The following is a 17,476-nucleotide window of genomic DNA, read 5'->3' as shown; positions in this document are numbered from 1 at the left end:
TATGGCTATCGAACACATCCGTCTATCACAGACGGCCCGCGACCAACTGATCACCCTCAAGCGTCGCACCGGTATCGCACATTGGAACATCCTGTGCCGATGGGCTTTGTGCCGCTCTCTCGCAGAACCCGGTCCGCCGCCAATCGTCAAGCTGACTCTCGACAGCAACGTCGAGATGAACTGGCGAACCTTCGGCGGCGACATCGGCGATGTCCTTTGGTCGCTGGTGCGGCTGCGCTGTCATCGGGACGGTCTGGATTTGGCCGAGGAGACAGTGGCACAGCAGTTCCGCCTGCATCTGCACCGAGGCATAGGTTACCTAGTCGGCGATCCTCGAGTAACAGATGCGGCCGGCCTGGCTAGCGTTGGGCTATCTGGATTTCCCGCTGCATGAGTCATCACCCCGTCGCCCGCCACAAAACGGCGATGACACGCTCCGGGTTGTCTCGTCCCATCGCAACGGCGGTAGGGGACGGATTACTCGCCCCGACCAGTTCAATCTTCGACTACGGATGCGGGCGTGGCGACGATATCCGTCATCTCCGAGCGCTCGGGTATGCAATCGATGGCTGGGATCCGGCTCACCGCCCAGGAGCTGAAAAGCACGTGGCCGACGTGGTAAACCTCGGCTATGTGGTAAATGTCATTGAGCGACCGTCAGAGCGGGCGGACACCCTGCGGTCCGCCTGGTCTCTCACAGACAAGCTCCTCATCGTCTCGGCGCGTTTGACCTGGGATGCCCGAGGCCTAGTGGGGCGTCCTTTGGGAGACGGCCTGATCACGCGCGCAGGCACATTTCAAAAGTTCTATGAGCAGGCAGAACTCGCCAAGTGGATCGAGCAAATCCTCGGTGTTCACCCCCAGGCAGCGGCACCGGGTATCTTCTACGTCTTCCGCGAACAAGCTGCTGCTCAGCGCTTCTTAGCATCGCGGGTCTACACCTACCGGCCCAGAGTGGCAATCGATCCTCAAAGTCAGTACGAAGCGAACCATGAGACGCTAGCACCACTGTTCGATTTCATGCGTGACCATGCCCGTCCGCCACGAGCAGGGGAGCTCCCAGACGAGTCTCGTGCCGCTATTCAGGAGGCGCTCGGCAGCCTTGATAAGGCTCATCGCCTGATACGCCAAGTAACACACGAAAGCTTCTGGGAGCAGGTGACCGTCCAACGCCGAGCTGAGCTGTTGATCTACGTCGCGTTGTCACGGTGTGGCCGGCGTCCCCGCTTCTCTCAACTCGACGCACTACTTGCCGCGGACATACGGGCACTATTTGGCACATACCGCGAAGTTTGTGTCCAAGCCGACCGTCTGCTGCTTGCCTGTGGTGACCGCGCAATGCTCTATGTCAACGCGCGAGGCTCACGTATCGGAAAGCAGACGCCGAGCGCACTCTATATCCATCGCAGTGCGATAGCCGACATTTCTCCACTGCTACAGGTATATGAGGGGTGTGCCCGAGTCCTTGCGGGCACTGTTGAGCATGCCAACATGATCAAACTATCTATAACGCAGCCCCAGGTATCTTATCTCGAATACCCCCACTTTGATCGAGATCCGCACCCGACGCTCCGCTCAGCATTGACGGTAAACCTGCACAATCTGACCGTTGAGTGGCGCGACTACAGCCGGGCGGACAATCCTCCGATCCTTCATCGAAAAGAGGAATTTCTCGGTCCAGATCACCCAAGGCGCCCACTCTATGAACGGCTGACGCGCTCCGAAGTACGTGCCGGTCTATACAAGCATCCGGAGAAGATTGGGACATTGAAAGGCTGGCACGCGATCCTCACGGCTGGCGCTGTCTCCCTACGAGGCCATCGCTTGGTTCGGGCTAGCGCGTCAGGCGGGTCACCTCCAGGTGACACCGCTCAGTAGCTCGTCGACAGAAGCTGCCTTAGCCCCTCCGCTTTCAGTGAATGCCTCCGTCACCAGGTCAATGATGACATGCGCAGCGGGTTGGTGACGGACATTGACTTGCTCCTGGAGGAACTCCAGTCCGCCATTCGCATGCTCCTCGAAAATTGTGATCCGTTCCTCAATACGCAATGCATCCATAATTTCCGGATCATCAGTCACGACGTTGGCTGCGATCATGTTGACGAGGGTTTCGCTGAAACCAGGCGATGTCAGCGTCTCATAGCGGATCGGGTCACCCGAAGCAGCCGTGAACGATACCCGACGACGCTTATGGAAGCCGATAGCCGCCGCGAACAGCAGAATGTCTCGAAATGTGGCAAAATGCGCTTCATTTTGCAGTTCTAGCATGAGGGGTTCGTGTTGCCGCGGACGGCGAATGCGGACGTCGCCAGGTGTGACTGTCACTTGATCACCTTTAGTTCTGAGTGGTCGGACTCTGCTGGCCGAATATATGGGTAGGACATGCCCTCAAGTTCTATGTCGTCGGTTGCGCTACCCGGCGCAGAGGTGTGTGTCTCGATGACGCCGAGGTGGCTGACATAGGGCATCAGCTCAGTGACGACATCGCCAAGCCCTTGGCTCTTACTCACCAAGACCACCAGCTGCGGCGCCATCTTCGCTAGAGCACGGGCGACGGTCTGCTGGTAGTCCTGATCGAGTGATCCGAATGCAGCATCCATCACAATGGGATAGGTTCCGGCGTCCTCGGCGGAGCGCCCCTCGGCACGACGCTTCTTTCGGGTCTCGCGTGCCAACTTTGATACCGCAGCCACAAAGCTGAGGCTCAGTATCTGATTCTCTCCAGTTGACTTGGGCACAGGTAGTTTCACGCCGTTCACGTCCTTATGAAGCGTAAGTTCGAAGCCCTTGTCAAGCGTCGGAACGTGGTTCTGATGTGTGATGCTGCGAAACACCGTCTTAAGCTCAGCATCGAGACGCTTCCGCATGTCTTCTTCTCGGAAGGCTAAAATCTCCTTAAGCGCCCGCAGGACCGACTGCACAAGGTCAGAGCGGGCCCGCGCTTTTGCAGCGAGCTCATCAGTTACCTCGGCACGACTGCGCTCCTTGGTCTGCCGCTCGATATCCTTGGCGATGCGCTCCAATTCTGCTTGAACTGAACCAATCTGCCGCTGCTTAGTGTCGATGCGATTGTTGAGGTCCATCCGTTTGGTTTCAAGCGCCTGAACATCCTCCAAGGCGCTATCACGCAGCTTGCCATCAAGTTCGGACTTGTCCTCCACCAAACGGGCCACCCGCTCGCGCTGGTCTCCGATACGCTTCATGAGGGTCATGAGATCGTTGTGCAGTTTCGTGCGTGCGGCCGTGAGCGGCGCCAGCTGCCCACTTAGCTTTTGCCATGCGGTCTCGACAGCTTGCAGGCCTGCCCGCTGACGCCAGTCCTTGACCTCCTCCCACGGTCCGGTGTGCTCAGCGAGCGGTGTACCACAGATACAGGCGCCCTGTTCAAGTAGCTGGTCAACGAACTCGCGCTTTAGCGGTGCCGGCAGTGCGCCCTTCTCATACAGGTTGTCTGCCATGGCTTGCGTCTTTTCCCCGAGGCTCCCGGTGAAAGCCAAGAAACCTTGTGTGGCAACTAGCGTTGCACGCTCGGCGACTGCCTCTTCGTAAGCAGCGTGAGCCTCCTCAAGTTCCTTCGTGACCGCGTCGCGTCGTTCCTGGATTGGCGCCGCGGCAGCATGCTGGCGGAGCAGATTGGTGGCGCTCTCGCGCTCCTCACTGAGAATCGCGAGCTCGCCTTCGAGCACCCTCAGCTGCTCGCGGACGACCGTGTCTTGCTCTTGCAGCTCATCGATTGCGGTCTGGATTTCGCTGGCTCTGTCGCCTCCACGGTTTTTAAGGTCCTGTGTCAAGCGTCTATCGACTGCGGGCAGGTCGGCAATCGCCCGTTCTACATGCTCCCAATCCAGGAGCACCTTAATGTCCTTCTGAACCTCCGCGTAAGCACCCTTTTTGACTAAGTTTTCTATGCGCTCACCGTTGAAAAAGAAAAAGCGGCTGACACCTCGCGGAAGTATCGTATGAATTTTCTCTTGCGGCGCGCCAACAATTTCCGAAGAGCCGTCGGTTCTGGTTGTCCATAGCTTCACCTCATGGGAAGGCATTGACTGCTCGTATGATTCTTTTCGCAGTGTCGCCGATCGAAGCAGCCGGTAGTTTTGCGCCTCATGATCGAACCACACCTCGACTGCGACCTCGACCGAATCGCCGATCGGAAGAAGTTGCCAGACACTGTCGGTCACCATGCGTTCCTGCTGTTCTACATCGTCAGACATAACGCCGTAGAGTGCCCAAGTGAAGGCATTCAGGAAGGTTGTTTTGCCAGCACCGTTAGCTCCGAAAAGCATGGAAACGGTGCGGAAAGAATCGGGCCGGAGGTCGAACGATTGGACGCCACGAAACTGGCGGAAGTTCGTCAAGGTGATCGAATGAAGTATCACGGAATAATCTCCTTCACTGCAGCAAGAAGGTCGTCTGTCGCCCTGTGGGCGCGCAGATGGAGTTTCGCCCGTTCGATCTCAAGCACACGTTTTAGGAACGCTCTCTGCTCATCACTCAGATCTGCAATCACCTGCGTCTCCGTCCGACCCACACTTGCCAATTGGCGCCCATCCTCGATATCGCTCACACCTATTCCGTTCCTACATATCCATCAATTGATAGCGCTCTTTGAGTGGTCGTAATATCTTCAGCGTTGTCTCGTAATTCTCTGAGAGCCGACTGAACTCGTTGGCGCGTTCCAGCTCTCTAGCAAGGAGGCTTCGTTCGACATCGAAGTTGATCGGTGTGCCTGACGGAGGCACTGCCAAGTAATCGAGGATCTCTGCCTGCTCCTTGCCCTCGGCTCGGCGCAACAAGCGCCCTCTACGTTGGATGAACTGCCGGGGGTTGCTACTACTCGCTAGTAGGTAGCCGACACGAGCGTCTGGTATATCGACTCCTTCATCGAGGCAGCGCATGGCGACCAACACTTGCAGGTCGTGGCCAGTGCCGAAGCGACGCAGCAGCACTCTGCGTTCCTCGCGTAGCGTTTCGGAGACATATAAGTGCGTCGGCATGCGAAGCTGATTGCCGACCAGATTCAAGACATCTTTGAGCTGGTTTGGCCCTCGTAGATCCTCGGGGGCAGTTGGGCGACGACCTTCTGCACAGTAGACAAGCTGGAACCACGAGTCGCTGCGAGCTGCTAAGTCGGATCGGAGCTGTCTAAGCTTGCCCTCAGCGTGGCCGAGGATGCCAGCTCGCTGGCGCAACAGGAACCCGATAGGTGAGTCTGGGTTGTCGTCGTCAAGGCTGTCGCCCGCAGCAAGGCGCTTGGCAATCTGACCGGTAAGGTCGACATACAGGCTAGTCTCGTATTCGTTCAACTCGACTAGGCGGGGAACATAGGTGTAGCGACAAAGTGCACCCATCTTGATAGCGCTGCCGAGGCCAAGCTCAAACACGATCGGGCCGAAATAATCGATGAGGGCATCTGTACCGTGGTCGTCGAACCATCGTTCCGGTGTGGCAGATAGCGCTAAACGGTAAGTGGCGTTCTGGGGCAGCGACAAGCGGAAATTCGACGAGCCGAGATTGTGGGCCTCATCGGCGACGATAAGCAGAGGCTGCGTGATTCGGGATAGCACGGACTGGAACTTTTTACCAGCGAACGAGGAATTGGTCGCGACCATAGCGACCACTGGGCGCTGGCCAAGCCGGGCTTCATTGAGCTGATCATCGACCACCGGAAGCCACTTCCGGCTCGACTCGTAGACCGCAACCGCCCGAACACCAAAAGATTCGATCTCCCCAATCCACTGGTCGACGAGATGTTGTAAAGGGGCGAGGACCAGAAGTATCAGTGGCTCTTCGCGGTGGTGCAGGACACCTGCAAGCTGCACGGCCGCGATCAAGGCCGTCTTGGTCTTTCCTGTACCGGTTGCCATCTTGAGGATGCCTCGGCCGCGCTGCCTGAGCCAAGACTCGACTGCTTCACGTTGGTAGTCACGGATAGTCAGCCAGTCGGGGATGGCGAGCCGTGCCGGCCCGAAGGCCACGACCGGTGCAGGGGTGAGTGCGTCATCCCGTCCCGGTAGCGAGGCGGTCGGGCGGTCATTTGCCAGCGTAAGCAGGCGCTCCCGGGCGACATCGGGGAAGCGCTCGACGCTGAGGTGCAGCGTCTGATTGGACCACAGCGCCTGGAAATCAGCCTCGAGGCGCCGGGCTCTAGCGCCATCGCCAGCTACCCAGCCGCGATAGACCTCGACTGACTCGAAGTTGGCCATAAGTCCGCCGTATGTCTCGTTGCTGCTGCCGGTGAAAGCAACAAGGTCACCGAACGCATCTCGAAAGATACCGATCTTTTCGTGGTAGACGCCGACGCGCCCTTCCTGGGCAACGAATGCCAGCTTGATGTCAAGCCGCCCCTCAGCGATAAGGCGTCCGAGCAGTCCCAATCCGTCCAGCACAGTTTCGCGTTGCTCGAGATCGAGCGCCCGCAGCGTGGCCCGCTCCACGACCTCACGGACGTCGTAACCGCGCTCAATATCGATGACATCTTCCTCGTTGAGTTGCGGCGACGCTACCAGTCGCATGTTGCCGCCCCTGGCAGCGAACGCCTCGATGCCTCGAGCGAACAGCGCCATGCTCGTCGAGGTGAAGTAACCAACAGCACGGCTGTAACTTGTTGCCGCAGAGAAAGCTGGCATGTAGAAGCTTGCGACAACATCCTCTTTGTCGCTGCGGAAGCGGTCGCCAAGAGATAGTGAACGGAGGCCGGATTCAGTTGCGATCATAGTAGATCCAAGATGTCTTCAACGTGGGTTGTGTGTGATTGCCGTTGCGGGTGAGAGCCTGTCTGCAGGATCTCACGAATGCTCGTAAGTAGATCGGCAATGTCGCTGTCATCCCTTTCTCGGTAGCCGCCGATGATAGTGGCCACCGAGGAACCATCTGGCAGGCCAATCGCAGCCGCCAGCGCTTGGAGGGCTGCGGGTACGTCAAGCCCCAACGGGGCACCGATCAGTGCCATCGCATCGGCCATTGAATCGCCGGTTAGCTCTCGAACTGGCTCGAATGCGAAGCTGCCGTCGTCGCCGATGATCAGGAACGCTTCGGTGTCAGCCGCCACATCACCATCCATCAAAAAGCGACGGATCGTGCCGAAAGACGGCTGTGGCCCGTTCCAAGCAACGGTCTGCGGACCGAGCGGCGATTCGAGTTGGCGGCTCTGTCCAAATTGCAGACCGACAATCTTGGCGATCGCCATCGGGGCTACCGAGCCACTGCCACGGAGATGGTCCTTGGTGATTCGGATGCGGTGGCACCAGGCCGCTTGACGGCGGAAGAGGCGCCGGGTTCGTTCGGGCGACTTCCGAATCTCTCGATCAGCACCGGCCATCCGAACGAACCCATCCTTCGCCTCGAACGGCAACGAGCTGGCATATGCGATGACGCTGCTAGCGGTGACACTGTAGGTACGGGTAATCGAATCGACAAGATCGTTGATTTTCACCCTTCCTCCGCCACGCACTACCTGCTCGCGGATCAAGGAACGGATCCCAACGTAGGCCTCCATCCCCCACTCACTAAGCGCCCAACGATCGCGGTCGACGCGCTCGAAGCGATCGTCTTGGCTCATGGCGTTACGCAACGACCCGGCGGTGCGCAATAGGACGAAGCGGTCCACGATCTCCTGGGTACTCAGCGGCGAGCCCGTGATCGAGAGCATGGCCGCGCCGTAGTCGCCGACGGACTGGGTACGTGTGAGGACAAAGTCGCCATCGACGACGTAGCCACAGTGGGTCAGCCACGCCGCCGTCAACTCCGGCAAACGTTCCGGTTCACTGGATTCGATGATCTCCAAGTTGTCTAGGCGGACGACACCATATCGGTCGGCGTGCTCCTGCAGAAGGGTTTGAGTCATCGTCTGCGCCGCGGTCATCGTCGGCGCCATACACCAGCCGTTTTCGATTTCATATGCGTCCTCAAGCCGACCAAGGATGCGCCAAACAGGTTTTCCAGCCGAATCGACGGTCCTGCCGAAGCCTGGGACAAGCTTGAGCAGGTCGTCAAGCGGGCGCACCTTACTGACCAAGTTTCGTACTGTCTCGGCGAGGAGTCCAAGCGGCCCCCCATCGCTCAGGAGACCAAGCACCGCGCTGCGGGCACTGCCTTCGATCTGACGCGCCCGCTCGCGGCTGATGCCGAACTCCTTGCCCACCCGGTCCAGCGTGATCGGATCTTCGGCAAGAAGGCGTGCGGACAAGATCTGAACGGCACGCGGGTCAAGCGCACGCAGAGCTTCGTCGATATGACCTGCTGCATCGATCGCCGACCAGCCTTCGACAAGGACGTCATCTGCTGTGAGAGCCATAATCCGTTGGCGGGCCTTGACAATTTCTTCAGGTGTTCCGAGCGCCGCCTCTGTCCTGAGCATGGGCTCACAAGGCAATCCGACAGCGGCGTACCAGGTGGCGATTCGGGACAGGTCGTCGACTACCGACATCATCCGCTCGGAGACACGTACTTGCTCAAGTTGCAGTTCCAGCTGGGCTGGTACTGCGGATGTATGCTCGGCAATGGCCACAGGTGATGCAACCGCCGTTGAGGCGTTAGCGAGCGCCTGCAGGATGGTGTCAATCGTGCCGACACCCACCTGCCGCCAGTCCAGCATCTCGTCGAGCGTGAGGCCCACGAGGTCACCGGACCGGAAGCACTGATGATTATTGAGCGCGTTGACGGCACGAGCTGGTAACCGAAGGCGCCGCAGATTGATGCTGGCTGGCAATCCGGGGAAGATTTCCCCGATCGTGCACATAGTCAGGTGCGCCATTGCCAACTCGCACACCTTGGCCAGTCGCTGCGAGCGTATGACCGCGTCCACGTCGTCGATCGCGTCAGCGCACCAAACGGCCGTAGCCGAATCTGCGGCACTTACCAGCCACGGGAAGGCATCGAACCAGCTGCGCGCGCGCAGGTCTGTGGAGTCGGCGGTCATGTGGTGCTCTTCCTTCCAGCATCGCGTCCTGTATATCGGTGGACACCGACGTCGACATCTCGTCCTGAACGATCCTCGCCTGCCAACAGCAGTGAGAGCGGTGGCTGCGCTGGTGGCGAACAAGACATGCACGATTTTCCGCTGTGACAGTGAGACTCTCGCCCCAGAGAACGGCTGATTCCAAGACTTTGCGTGTATGGCAGCTTGCCTCGCCGAGTTGGCGTACCCCCCAAGCATCCTCATTCGAGCCTCCGCCAGAACTCCGGGATGCACACCCGGCCGCCCTGATGTTACCGCTTCTTGTTCGGGCGCGACCCTGTGCTGCAACTCGCGGCACGCGCATGCGAAACTAGCGAATCATCCCGACAGTCACCGTATGTCGGCCGGAACTCCCCCGCCACGGAGGTTTTGAGTTGGTCAGGTGCGCGGGTGACAGGCCGGTGCCTTTGGGCTTGTCGAGGCGGGTCGCAGGTGCCGACGATATCGGTCCCATGGACCCGTCGATGAACGAAGGGTACGAACCCGTGGAGGCTGTTGGTTCGACGAGGTTCAGAGAGCCTGGGGTAGACCTCGTCACCGTGGTCGACCACGACTCCGAAGGATCGGCCATGGTGAGTTCGTACATGGCTGCCCATGATCAATGGTCACGGCATGGCGCGAGGTAGGACGGTGACATAGGCGACCGGGACCGAGCGCGCTTGGTCAGGACAGCGTTTGCCGACCGCGCGTTCGCGGTCTCCGCCAGCTGGGTAAGCGCCGCGGTCTTGCCGGTCTCCGACACCCATGGACAAGTTCGACCCCGCCGCGCCAAGACCAGGATGCCGATGCGCTCCGCCGACAAACCGTAGACCCACAAGAGAAATCTTGCGACGATCCGTCAAGTTCCACCCCGTACCTCCGCAAGAGGCTGACACTCGCGCGCCGACCCAGGCCGCTCGCCGAGCTGTGCCGCGCATACCGCGCTCTCGACACTTTGCTGGCCCCGGACCGAAGACAGCGCCGCCACAACCGCCCGCGAGATCGCCGACCACGCACGGGCGGCGGCCGAACGCCCGCCGGTATCAACACCGGACACCCGACCCCCCGAAGAATCTGCAAACTACGTACGACTCCGTAACGATTACCGCGAAGTATCCCCTAGCACCGCAACCTGTATTGAAGCGCAACAACACTTCTCATCATCCTCTATCCCTTCCTCGCTCCATTTCTTCTAGCCCCCACACCTCTTTCATCCAGGGTAACGATATGATAACGATCAGGTGTTTCTGTGAATTCTGCCCGGATTCAGGTAGGGAGCCCACTTGTCGAAGCGGGCGGTATCGTTGCTTGATGGAGGTATGACTGCGACGATTCAGAAAGTCGTGGCAGGCAACGGTTATCAGTATTACCTGCGGAGTGTGGCTGCCCATGACACCAGCTCCCGTGGCCGTTCCAGCCTGGCCGACTACTACTCCGCGCATGGTGAAGCACCCGGAGTCTGGCACGGCTCCGGCCTGAACGCGCTCGACATCGCCACCAGTGATCAAGTGACCGAGGAACAGATGAAGTCCCTGTTTGGACTGGGTCGTCATCCGAACGCCGATCTGGTCGAAACCGCTGTCTACGACGAGCAGATCCGGTTGGGTGCCAACCACAAGGATGCGTCACGCGCGGCGGATAAAGCCTCACGGCTGGGCAACCCGTTTCGCATCTATCGCGAAGATTCCGAATTCCGAAATCGATGCGCGGACGCGTTCGAGGCGCACAATATTGCCCACGGATTCGACGCCCGCGACGCTATTGCCGACACGGCACGGGCGCGTACTCGAACTGCGGTGGCGACGGAGATGTTCACCGAAGACTACGGACGCGCACCGATGGATGCGCGCGAGTTGTCCGGCTGGATAGCGAAGAACTCGCGCCCGAACACCGCCGCCGTGGCAGGTTTCGACATCACATTCTCGCCAGTGAAGTCGGTGTCGGCGCTGTGGGCGGTCTCGCCCCAGCCGGTCGCGGAGAAGATCGAGGCCGCCCACCGCGCTGCGACCGATGACGCTCTCGCATGGTTGGAGCAGCATGCGATCTTCACCCGCCTGGGGCGCAACGGGGTGCGTCAAGTGGACGTCGAGGGCATCGTCGCTGCCCGGTTCACTCACCGCGAGTCCCGCGCTGGCGACCCTGACCTGCATACCCATGTGCTGATCGCCAACCGGGTCCGCACGCTGGATGGGCGTTGGCGCACCCTCTACGGTGGCGCGATCTATCAGTCCGTGGTCACCGTTTCGGAGATCTACAACACCCGCCTGGAGCACCACCTCGCCGAACTCGTGGGCGTCGAATTCGCCGAACACCCCACCGCCGACGCGACAAAACGCCCTGTGCGCGAAATCGTCGGCGTCTCAACTGGGTTGATCGACGCGTGGTCGCGCCGGGAAGCCGACATTCGACTGCGATTGGGCCAGCTCGCGGCGGACTTTCAGCAGCGTTTCGGACGCGAACCCGTCGCTGGCGAGATGTACGACCTGGCACAGCAGGCCACCCTCGAAACGCGTCCCATCAAGCACGCACTCCGGTCACTGGCCGAACAGCGCGCCGCCTGGCGTGTCGAGGCGGTAGCGCTGCTCGGCGGCCGGGATGCCGTGATACGACTGGTCACCACAGCACTGAATCCCAGACAGACACAGCGGATTACTCCATCGCCACAGTGGATCGCGCGCACAGCCGAGCAGGTGCTGGAAGTGGTGGCCGAGCACCGCTCGACATGGCGGGCCACCAACGTGCGTGCTGAAACCGAGCGACAGCTACGCGGAAAAGTCACGCCCACAGATTGGGAATGGGTCGCCGACGCTGTCGTTGCGGAGGCGTTGTCGCCTGCGCGGTCGATCTCGCGCGGGGATCCCGACGTGATTGATGAACCCCGAGTGAGCACGGCTCCGCATGTATTACGCCGCCGCGATGGAACCAACGTCTACACGAATCCGACAACACAGCTCTACACTTCGGCGCGCGTGTTGTCGGTGGAGCGGCGACTGATCGAGCTGTCGGTCCAGCCGGGCGGACGGCAACTGACACCGGAAACGGTCCACGCCGCGGTCCTCAATTACAACACCACTCACCCGGATCGGGCCTTGAATGCCGGACAAGTCGGTGTCATCGAAGGCTTCGCCACCTCCGGATTGCGCCTGCAGACTGCGAACGCAGCGGCCGGATCGGGCAAGACTACCGCGATGCGCGTGCTCACCACCGCCTGGCACACCAGCGGCGGCAAAGTCCTCGGCCTCGCCCCCACCGCGTCCGCCGCCGCGGTACTCGCGGAGTCGATCGGCGCGCGCGTGGAAACCGTCGACAAACTCCTCCATACTCTGCCCCACCACACCCAGCGCGCGGACATCTCCTCGCCCGAGCACGAGAAGCCACCTTTTCCACTACCGGAATGGGTATCCGTGATCGGCCGCGATACGTTGGTGATTGTCGATGAGCACGTCAGGCTCGGTAATCTCAAACGCCTCCACCTGCTCGAATTCTTGACAGAGCGTGGCGCGACGATTCGCTGCGTCGGCGACGACCAGCAGCTGCCAGCGATCGAAGCAGGCGGCGCCGACGCCGACATGCACACAGCCGCGCCCGACCACACCCTCACCCTCGCCCACGTCGTGCGGTTCGCCTCCCCTGGCGAAGCGACCGCCAGTCTGCAGTTACGTGACGGCGACCCGGCCGCGCTCGGCTGGTATCTCGACAACGGCCGCGTGCGCGCCGGGCCCCACGACGACGCCTACACCGCATGGATGACCGACCATTCCGCCGGCCGCAACACCATCATGCTCGCGGCCACCCACGACGTGGTGAACGCACTCAACGCCCGCGCACGCGCCGATCGAATTGCACACGCAGGGGCGAATGTCGGCGCCGAATGTGCACTCGCCGACGGCCTCACCGCGTCAGCGGGTGACACTATCCGTACCCGCCGCAACAGCCCACGACTACGCCTCGGCGAGCACGACTGGGTACGCAACGGCTACACCTGGACCATCACCGCCATCCACGATGACGGCAGCATCACCGCCACACACCACTCCACCGATAACGAAAACCGTGGCGGAACGGTGCGGCTTCCAGCCGACTATGTCCGCGCACACGTGCGTCTCGGATACGCCGCGACGATCGATTCCGTGCAAGGAATCACCGCCGACACCTGCCACGTCGCTCTCACCGGAACCGAATCACGCCAGCAGTTGTACGTCGCGATGACGCGCGGTGTCCACAGCAACCACCTCTATATCCCTACCGAACTGGACGGCAGCGAAGCCTCCTTCTGGAGCGAACCCGCCGTCTTACCACGCACCGCGATCGAGTTTCTCGTGTCCATGCTTGAACGCGATGGCGCACAGAAATCCGCACACACGCAACTGCGAGACGCGCTCGATCCCTACGCCCGTATCGGGCACGCACTCGACATCTACCTCGACGCGATCGGTGTCGCGGCCGAAGAAGCGCTCGGCCCGGACACGCTGCACCGCATCGATACCGCCGCCGAAGCCCTGCGCCCGCATCTCACCGACAGTCCCGCCTACCCCGTCCTCCGTCAACACCTTGCAGTTATCGCGATGACCGGCCGCGACCCCGTTACCGCCCTCCAGACAGCGGCCGCCGTACGCGAACTCGACACCGCCAATGACCCCGCCGCCGTCCTCGACTGGCGCCTCGACCCCACCAACACACACTCCACCGCCACCGGACCCCTCCCCTGGGCACGCGGGCTACCACACACACTCGACGACCATCCCCTCGCCGAAGAACTGCACGCCCGCCACCGCATCGTCACCAATATCGCCCAACAAATCCGCGACGACACCCTCACCTGGACACCCACCACCGCACCACACTGGGCGCACACACTCCTCCAGTCCGACCCGCAACTGGTGGCCGACCTCGCGGTGTGGCGCGCCAGCCTCCACATCCCCGACCACGACCAACGCCCCACCGGACCGCCCCGATACACCACGATCGAACGCGAGCACCAGAAGCGACTCGACGACCAACTAACCAACGCGCTCAAAGACCGCAGCGCCTTGGCGGTCAACAAATGGGCGCCGGTAGTCCAACACCTCGACCCACGCATAACCGCCGACCCATACTGGCCCACCCTCGCCGCCAAGATCGAGGCCGCCGACCGCGCCGGAATCGGAATCATGCAGATACTCACCGACGCGGCGAACCAACGACCGCTGCCCGACGAGATGCCCGCCGCCGCACTGTGGTCGCGAGTACAACACCACAAACTCCCACCCGACCAAGCTCTCGTCGACCATCCGATACTTAACGACGACACCGCAACTCCCGTGTCCACAGGGCCTACGATGCAGTCTGAAACGAACGCCTTGATGCTATTGACCGACGGGGAACTCGACGAGCACATCGGCGAGCTTCAACTACAACTTGCGCTGGTCGACACCGACACATTCATCTTCAATCCTGGCGCCTACCAGCACGATGAACCTGGTCCCGAGGACATCATCAGCCAGCATCGCGCCGCACAGGATGCGATCCGCAACGCCCGCCACGCCGACAAACAACTCCAAGCAGCGATCGAAGCCACACAGGTCACTGCCGCCGAACTACACAACACCCTCACCGAGCTCGCGGCAACTCCGCGATACCGGCGTGGCCCACGCCGCCAACTACAAGCGCACATCGACACGCTGATCATCGAGCGCAACAACCGCGATCGGCAGCACGACTCGGCCCGCGCCACCGCACGCAACACTCACCGCGACGCAGTGCTACTCGCCGGACCCGAACAAGACTGGGACCACATACTCACCAGCCATCCCGCCGCCATCCCACCCCAACCCCTCACCAGGGTGGAGATCCAAGACTCCGCTGACGAAGAAGCGAGCGAACGAATCGCTTGTATCCAACATGAACTTAACCAATCTCGCGCCGAGCAGCACCGCCGCAGCACGCTGACCCCGGCTCAGCGTGCGATACAAAACCGACTTCACCAAGCCACCGTCATGCCAAGCGAAAACGGCTTCGACATCGACGAATCTTTGGACTTCTTCGATCCGCCGTTCGATGCCGATCTAGGACTGTGACATCGCGAGCACACGGTCGCCGGATCACGAGACCACCTGCCACACCACGGCTCTATCGTCCGCTCGCAACGACAGGAGGCGATGTCGTAGTTCTTCGGCCGCCGCGGGCTTGGTCGGCGCGAGACGGATGTAGGCACCGAGGGAATGCAGTTCGGTGATGTCGCGCAGCAGGGCCCATCCGGGCCAGTCGAGAAGGTCGTAGCCGTAAGCCGCTGCGAAGCGTGCCCGCTCATGTTGTGGTTGGTGGAAGTGATCGGGCAACCCGTTCACCAGGTCGAGTTCGCGTGGTCCGATGCTGCATTGGTCCCAGTCGATCAGTACCCAGTCACCGTGATCGCAGACGGCGTTCTCGCTGTGGACGTCGACATGCACCAGGCCCTCCCCGAGCGGGAATTCGGTCTGGGTGAACTGGCCGACCAGTGCCTCGGCGCGGGCGCGCAGCCACGCGCGGTCAGAGTCGGTGAGTGCGGGTGTCGTCCGCTCGTCTTCAAGGGCCAGGGCTTCGAACAGCCGCCGCAGCGGCTGGTATCGCGGCACGGGGAACGGCGGCCGCGCCACCGAGTGCAGGCGCCGCACAAGTGTGCCGAGGTCGGCCGGGCCCGGCCGACCTGGTGAGGGGCGGTAGGGCCAGAACGTGGCGATCGCGCCGCTGACGGTGACTGGCTGGGTTCCCGACGCTGGAGTGAGGGCGATGCGTTGGGCTTCGGCTGCCAGCCACCGGGTGACGGCGACGGTGGTGTGAGCGCGCTCGCGCCGGTATGCGGTATCGGGTGCCAGGCGCACGACGAGGTCAGCGTGCGGTAGCAACCACACTGCGTTCGACCGATGATGCAGCAGTTGCGCGTCGCGGTCGTCGACGCCGAACTCCTGACAGGCGGCGCGCACGGCTGCGCGGCCGGGAAGCTGGCTGTCGGTGGTCATGAGGCGGCAGAGGCGAGGACTGCCCGCAGATCGCTGCGCAATTCAGCGACGATCGGATTGCTGTCGTGCTGGGTGGCGATGGTGTCCAGGTCGCGGAGGCGGACGTAGCAGCGGGGTGACGACAGCTCCGTGATCGCCGTGATCGCCTCGCGCCCGTGTCGGATGGCTGATTCGAAATCACCCGCTTGCAGACAAGCGCCGGCAAGGGTGGGCAAGGCCACGGCGCGGCTGCGCGCATGTTCGCTGGCGTGTCCAGGTATCGCGGTCGACAGACGCTCGACCGCCGATAGCGCGAATCTGGGGTCGGAGAGCGACAGCAAATACATCGCATGGCCGTGTTGAGCGGCGATCTCCGCGGGCGTCACGAACCATGCCCAGGAGGGAGTGGTATCGGGTTGGGCTGCGGCGTATCGGTCTTCGGACAGTCCTAGGGCGCGCTGGGTGGCTGCGGAGTCGTTCAGGGATCCCCAGCACCACCCCATTACCGTGGCGATGTACCCGGCGGTGATGGTGCTGACCGGATTGCGCCTGCTGGCGGCGGTCGATGAGGCGAGCTGCACGAATTTCAGGGCTTCGTCAGGTCGTTTCAGGTGCAGGGACTGGTGGGCCATGTCGAGCAGAATGCTGACGGTCAGGTCGGTGCTGCGCGGATGGTCTTGGCCGCGGTGCGCGGTTTGCAGGGCGTATGTCCAAAGTTTGCGGGCCGAGTCGTGTTCTTCGATGTCGTAGGCCAGCCAGCCGGCCATGCTCGCCAGGTCAGCAGTAGCGATCCACAGACGTGTTCGAACGTCGGCGGCGCATGCGGCGCCTTCCAAGGCGCGGACTTGGTGCAGTTGGGTGAGTGCCGCGGTCCGGCAGAGTCCGCCGCCGTGCGCGAGGTCCCATCGCCGGAATCCTTCGGTGATGGCTTCGATGGCGTCGATGTCGGCGGATCCGATGTGGGGTCGAGTGACTGGCTCGAGTCGGTCAGGGAGGATGCTGCCCAGCCGGTCGAGTTGCGGGTGAAGATGGGAACCGAGGGCGGCTGCGGTTGCCAGGGTGATGAAGTCTCTGCGTTCCACCCACGTCACCTCCTCGCGGGCCAGATTACTCGCAGTTCCGGAGCCGAACCCGAGTAGCGAGGCGGGGATCGCGAAGGTCTCGGCGATTCTGGCGACCAGCTTGGCGCTGGTGAGACGGCGTTCTCCGCGTTCGACGGCTGAGATTCTGGACTGTGTGAGGTCGAGCAACGCGGCCAGCTGAAGTTGTGAGAGGCCGGTTGCTTCGCGAATCAAGGTGAACACGACGCTGAAGTCGTGGTCTGCCAGCGCCGCGCGGATCGTGGGATCGTCGAAGAAGTCGGCGGTGAGTGCGTGCTTGAACCCGGCAGCGCAGGCGCAGTCGGCGCAGAGGTTTCCGGCGTGATTTGCGGGCAGTGCCGTGCGGCATGTGCGGCAGATACGTCCCCCAGTATTCATATCTCACCTCAGTCGGTTGACCGCAGTTTGTCTCACAGTATGCGGTGGATGGCTTCTACGTGCACAAATGATCCTTTCGCCTGATCGCAGCCAGTTATTGACGA

General features: G+C 61.6%; 10 protein-coding genes. 3 read left to right on the top strand and 7 right to left on the bottom strand.

What is annotated here, in order from left to right; all coding sequences use genetic code 11:
* Position 1 precedes the first annotated feature (1 nt).
* Both dndE and ACIHAX_RS12925 read left to right on the top strand, forming a co-directional pair.
* Entirely contained in the window at positions 2–394 is a 393-nt protein-coding gene (dndE, locus tag ACIHAX_RS12930; protein ID WP_397277420.1) for a DNA sulfur modification protein DndE, read from the top strand.
* Positions 391–1,878: a DNA phosphorothioation-associated putative methyltransferase gene (locus ACIHAX_RS12925; RefSeq protein WP_397277418.1), complete on the top strand. Its 1,488-nt coding sequence runs from the start codon at positions 391–393 to the stop codon at positions 1,876–1,878. Before dndE ends, ACIHAX_RS12925 begins: the two co-directional genes overlap by 4 nt.
* Here ACIHAX_RS12925 and ACIHAX_RS12920 read toward each other — a convergent pair.
* The 5 genes from ACIHAX_RS12920 to ACIHAX_RS12900 are packed head-to-tail and all read right to left on the bottom strand — an operon-like array spanning position 1,852 to position 8,920.
* The gene (locus ACIHAX_RS12920; protein ID WP_397277416.1) at positions 1,852–2,325 is read right to left on the bottom strand and encodes a hypothetical protein; all 474 of its coding nucleotides are present in this window, start codon (positions 2,323–2,325) and stop codon (positions 1,852–1,854) included. The two genes, ACIHAX_RS12925 and ACIHAX_RS12920, sit on opposite strands and share 27 nt — an antisense overlap.
* The gene (locus ACIHAX_RS12915) at positions 2,322–4,379 is read right to left on the bottom strand and encodes an AAA family ATPase (RefSeq protein ID WP_397277414.1); all 2,058 of its coding nucleotides are present in this window, start codon (positions 4,377–4,379) and stop codon (positions 2,322–2,324) included. Before ACIHAX_RS12915 ends, ACIHAX_RS12920 begins: the two co-directional genes overlap by 4 nt.
* Positions 4,376–4,567 (bottom strand): hypothetical protein, encoded by a 192-nt coding sequence (locus ACIHAX_RS12910; RefSeq protein ID WP_397277412.1) that lies wholly within the window; start codon positions 4,565–4,567, stop codon positions 4,376–4,378. The genes ACIHAX_RS12915 and ACIHAX_RS12910 overlap by 4 nt, the downstream gene beginning before the upstream one ends.
* Before the next feature lie 13 nt (positions 4,568–4,580).
* Entirely contained in the window at positions 4,581–6,716 is a 2,136-nt protein-coding gene (locus ACIHAX_RS12905; RefSeq protein WP_397277410.1) for a DEAD/DEAH box helicase family protein, read from the bottom strand.
* Positions 6,713–8,920, bottom strand: coding sequence for a sigma factor-like helix-turn-helix DNA-binding protein (locus ACIHAX_RS12900; protein WP_397277408.1), 2,208 nt, complete (start codon positions 8,918–8,920; stop codon positions 6,713–6,715). The genes ACIHAX_RS12905 and ACIHAX_RS12900 overlap by 4 nt, the downstream gene beginning before the upstream one ends.
* Before the next feature lie 1,337 nt (positions 8,921–10,257).
* Here ACIHAX_RS12900 and mobF point away from each other — a divergent pair.
* Positions 10,258–14,994, top strand: coding sequence for a MobF family relaxase (gene mobF, locus ACIHAX_RS12895; RefSeq protein WP_397277406.1), 4,737 nt, complete (start codon positions 10,258–10,260; stop codon positions 14,992–14,994).
* A 24-nt stretch (positions 14,995–15,018) separates the two neighbouring features.
* On the opposite strand, the gene ACIHAX_RS12890 is transcribed toward mobF, so the two are convergent.
* Positions 15,019–15,915 (bottom strand): aminoglycoside phosphotransferase family protein, encoded by an 897-nt coding sequence (locus ACIHAX_RS12890; RefSeq protein WP_397277404.1) that lies wholly within the window; start codon positions 15,913–15,915, stop codon positions 15,019–15,021.
* Entirely contained in the window at positions 15,912–17,372 is a 1,461-nt protein-coding gene (locus ACIHAX_RS12885; protein ID WP_397277402.1) for a helix-turn-helix domain-containing protein, read from the bottom strand. Before ACIHAX_RS12885 ends, ACIHAX_RS12890 begins: the two co-directional genes overlap by 4 nt.
* Positions 17,373–17,476 lie beyond the last annotated feature (104 nt).

Source organism: Nocardia sp. NPDC051929 (genome assembly GCF_044548645.1).
GTDB lineage: Bacteria > Actinomycetota > Actinomycetes > Mycobacteriales > Mycobacteriaceae > Nocardia > Nocardia sichangensis.
Note: the sequence above shows the minus strand (reverse complement) of the source record. Positions and strands in the feature narration are given on the sequence as shown.

Excerpts from the sequence above, each read along its gene's own strand:
- dndE (WP_397277420.1), top strand. The coding sequence starts at position 2 with ATGGCTATCGAACACATCCGTCTATCACAGACGGCCCGCGACCAACTG.
- ACIHAX_RS12925 (WP_397277418.1), top strand. The coding sequence starts at position 391 with ATGAGTCATCACCCCGTCGCCCGCCACAAAACGGCGATGACACGCTCC.
- ACIHAX_RS12905 (WP_397277410.1), bottom strand. The coding sequence starts at position 6,716 with ATGATCGCAACTGAATCCGGCCTCCGTTCACTATCTCTTGGCGACCGC.
- ACIHAX_RS12900 (WP_397277408.1), bottom strand. The coding sequence starts at position 8,920 with ATGACCGCCGACTCCACAGACCTGCGCGCGCGCAGCTGGTTCGATGCC.
- mobF (WP_397277406.1), top strand. The coding sequence starts at position 10,258 with ATGACTGCGACGATTCAGAAAGTCGTGGCAGGCAACGGTTATCAGTAT.
- ACIHAX_RS12890 (WP_397277404.1), bottom strand. The coding sequence starts at position 15,915 with ATGACCACCGACAGCCAGCTTCCCGGCCGCGCAGCCGTGCGCGCCGCC.
- ACIHAX_RS12885 (WP_397277402.1), bottom strand. The coding sequence starts at position 17,372 with ATGAATACTGGGGGACGTATCTGCCGCACATGCCGCACGGCACTGCCC.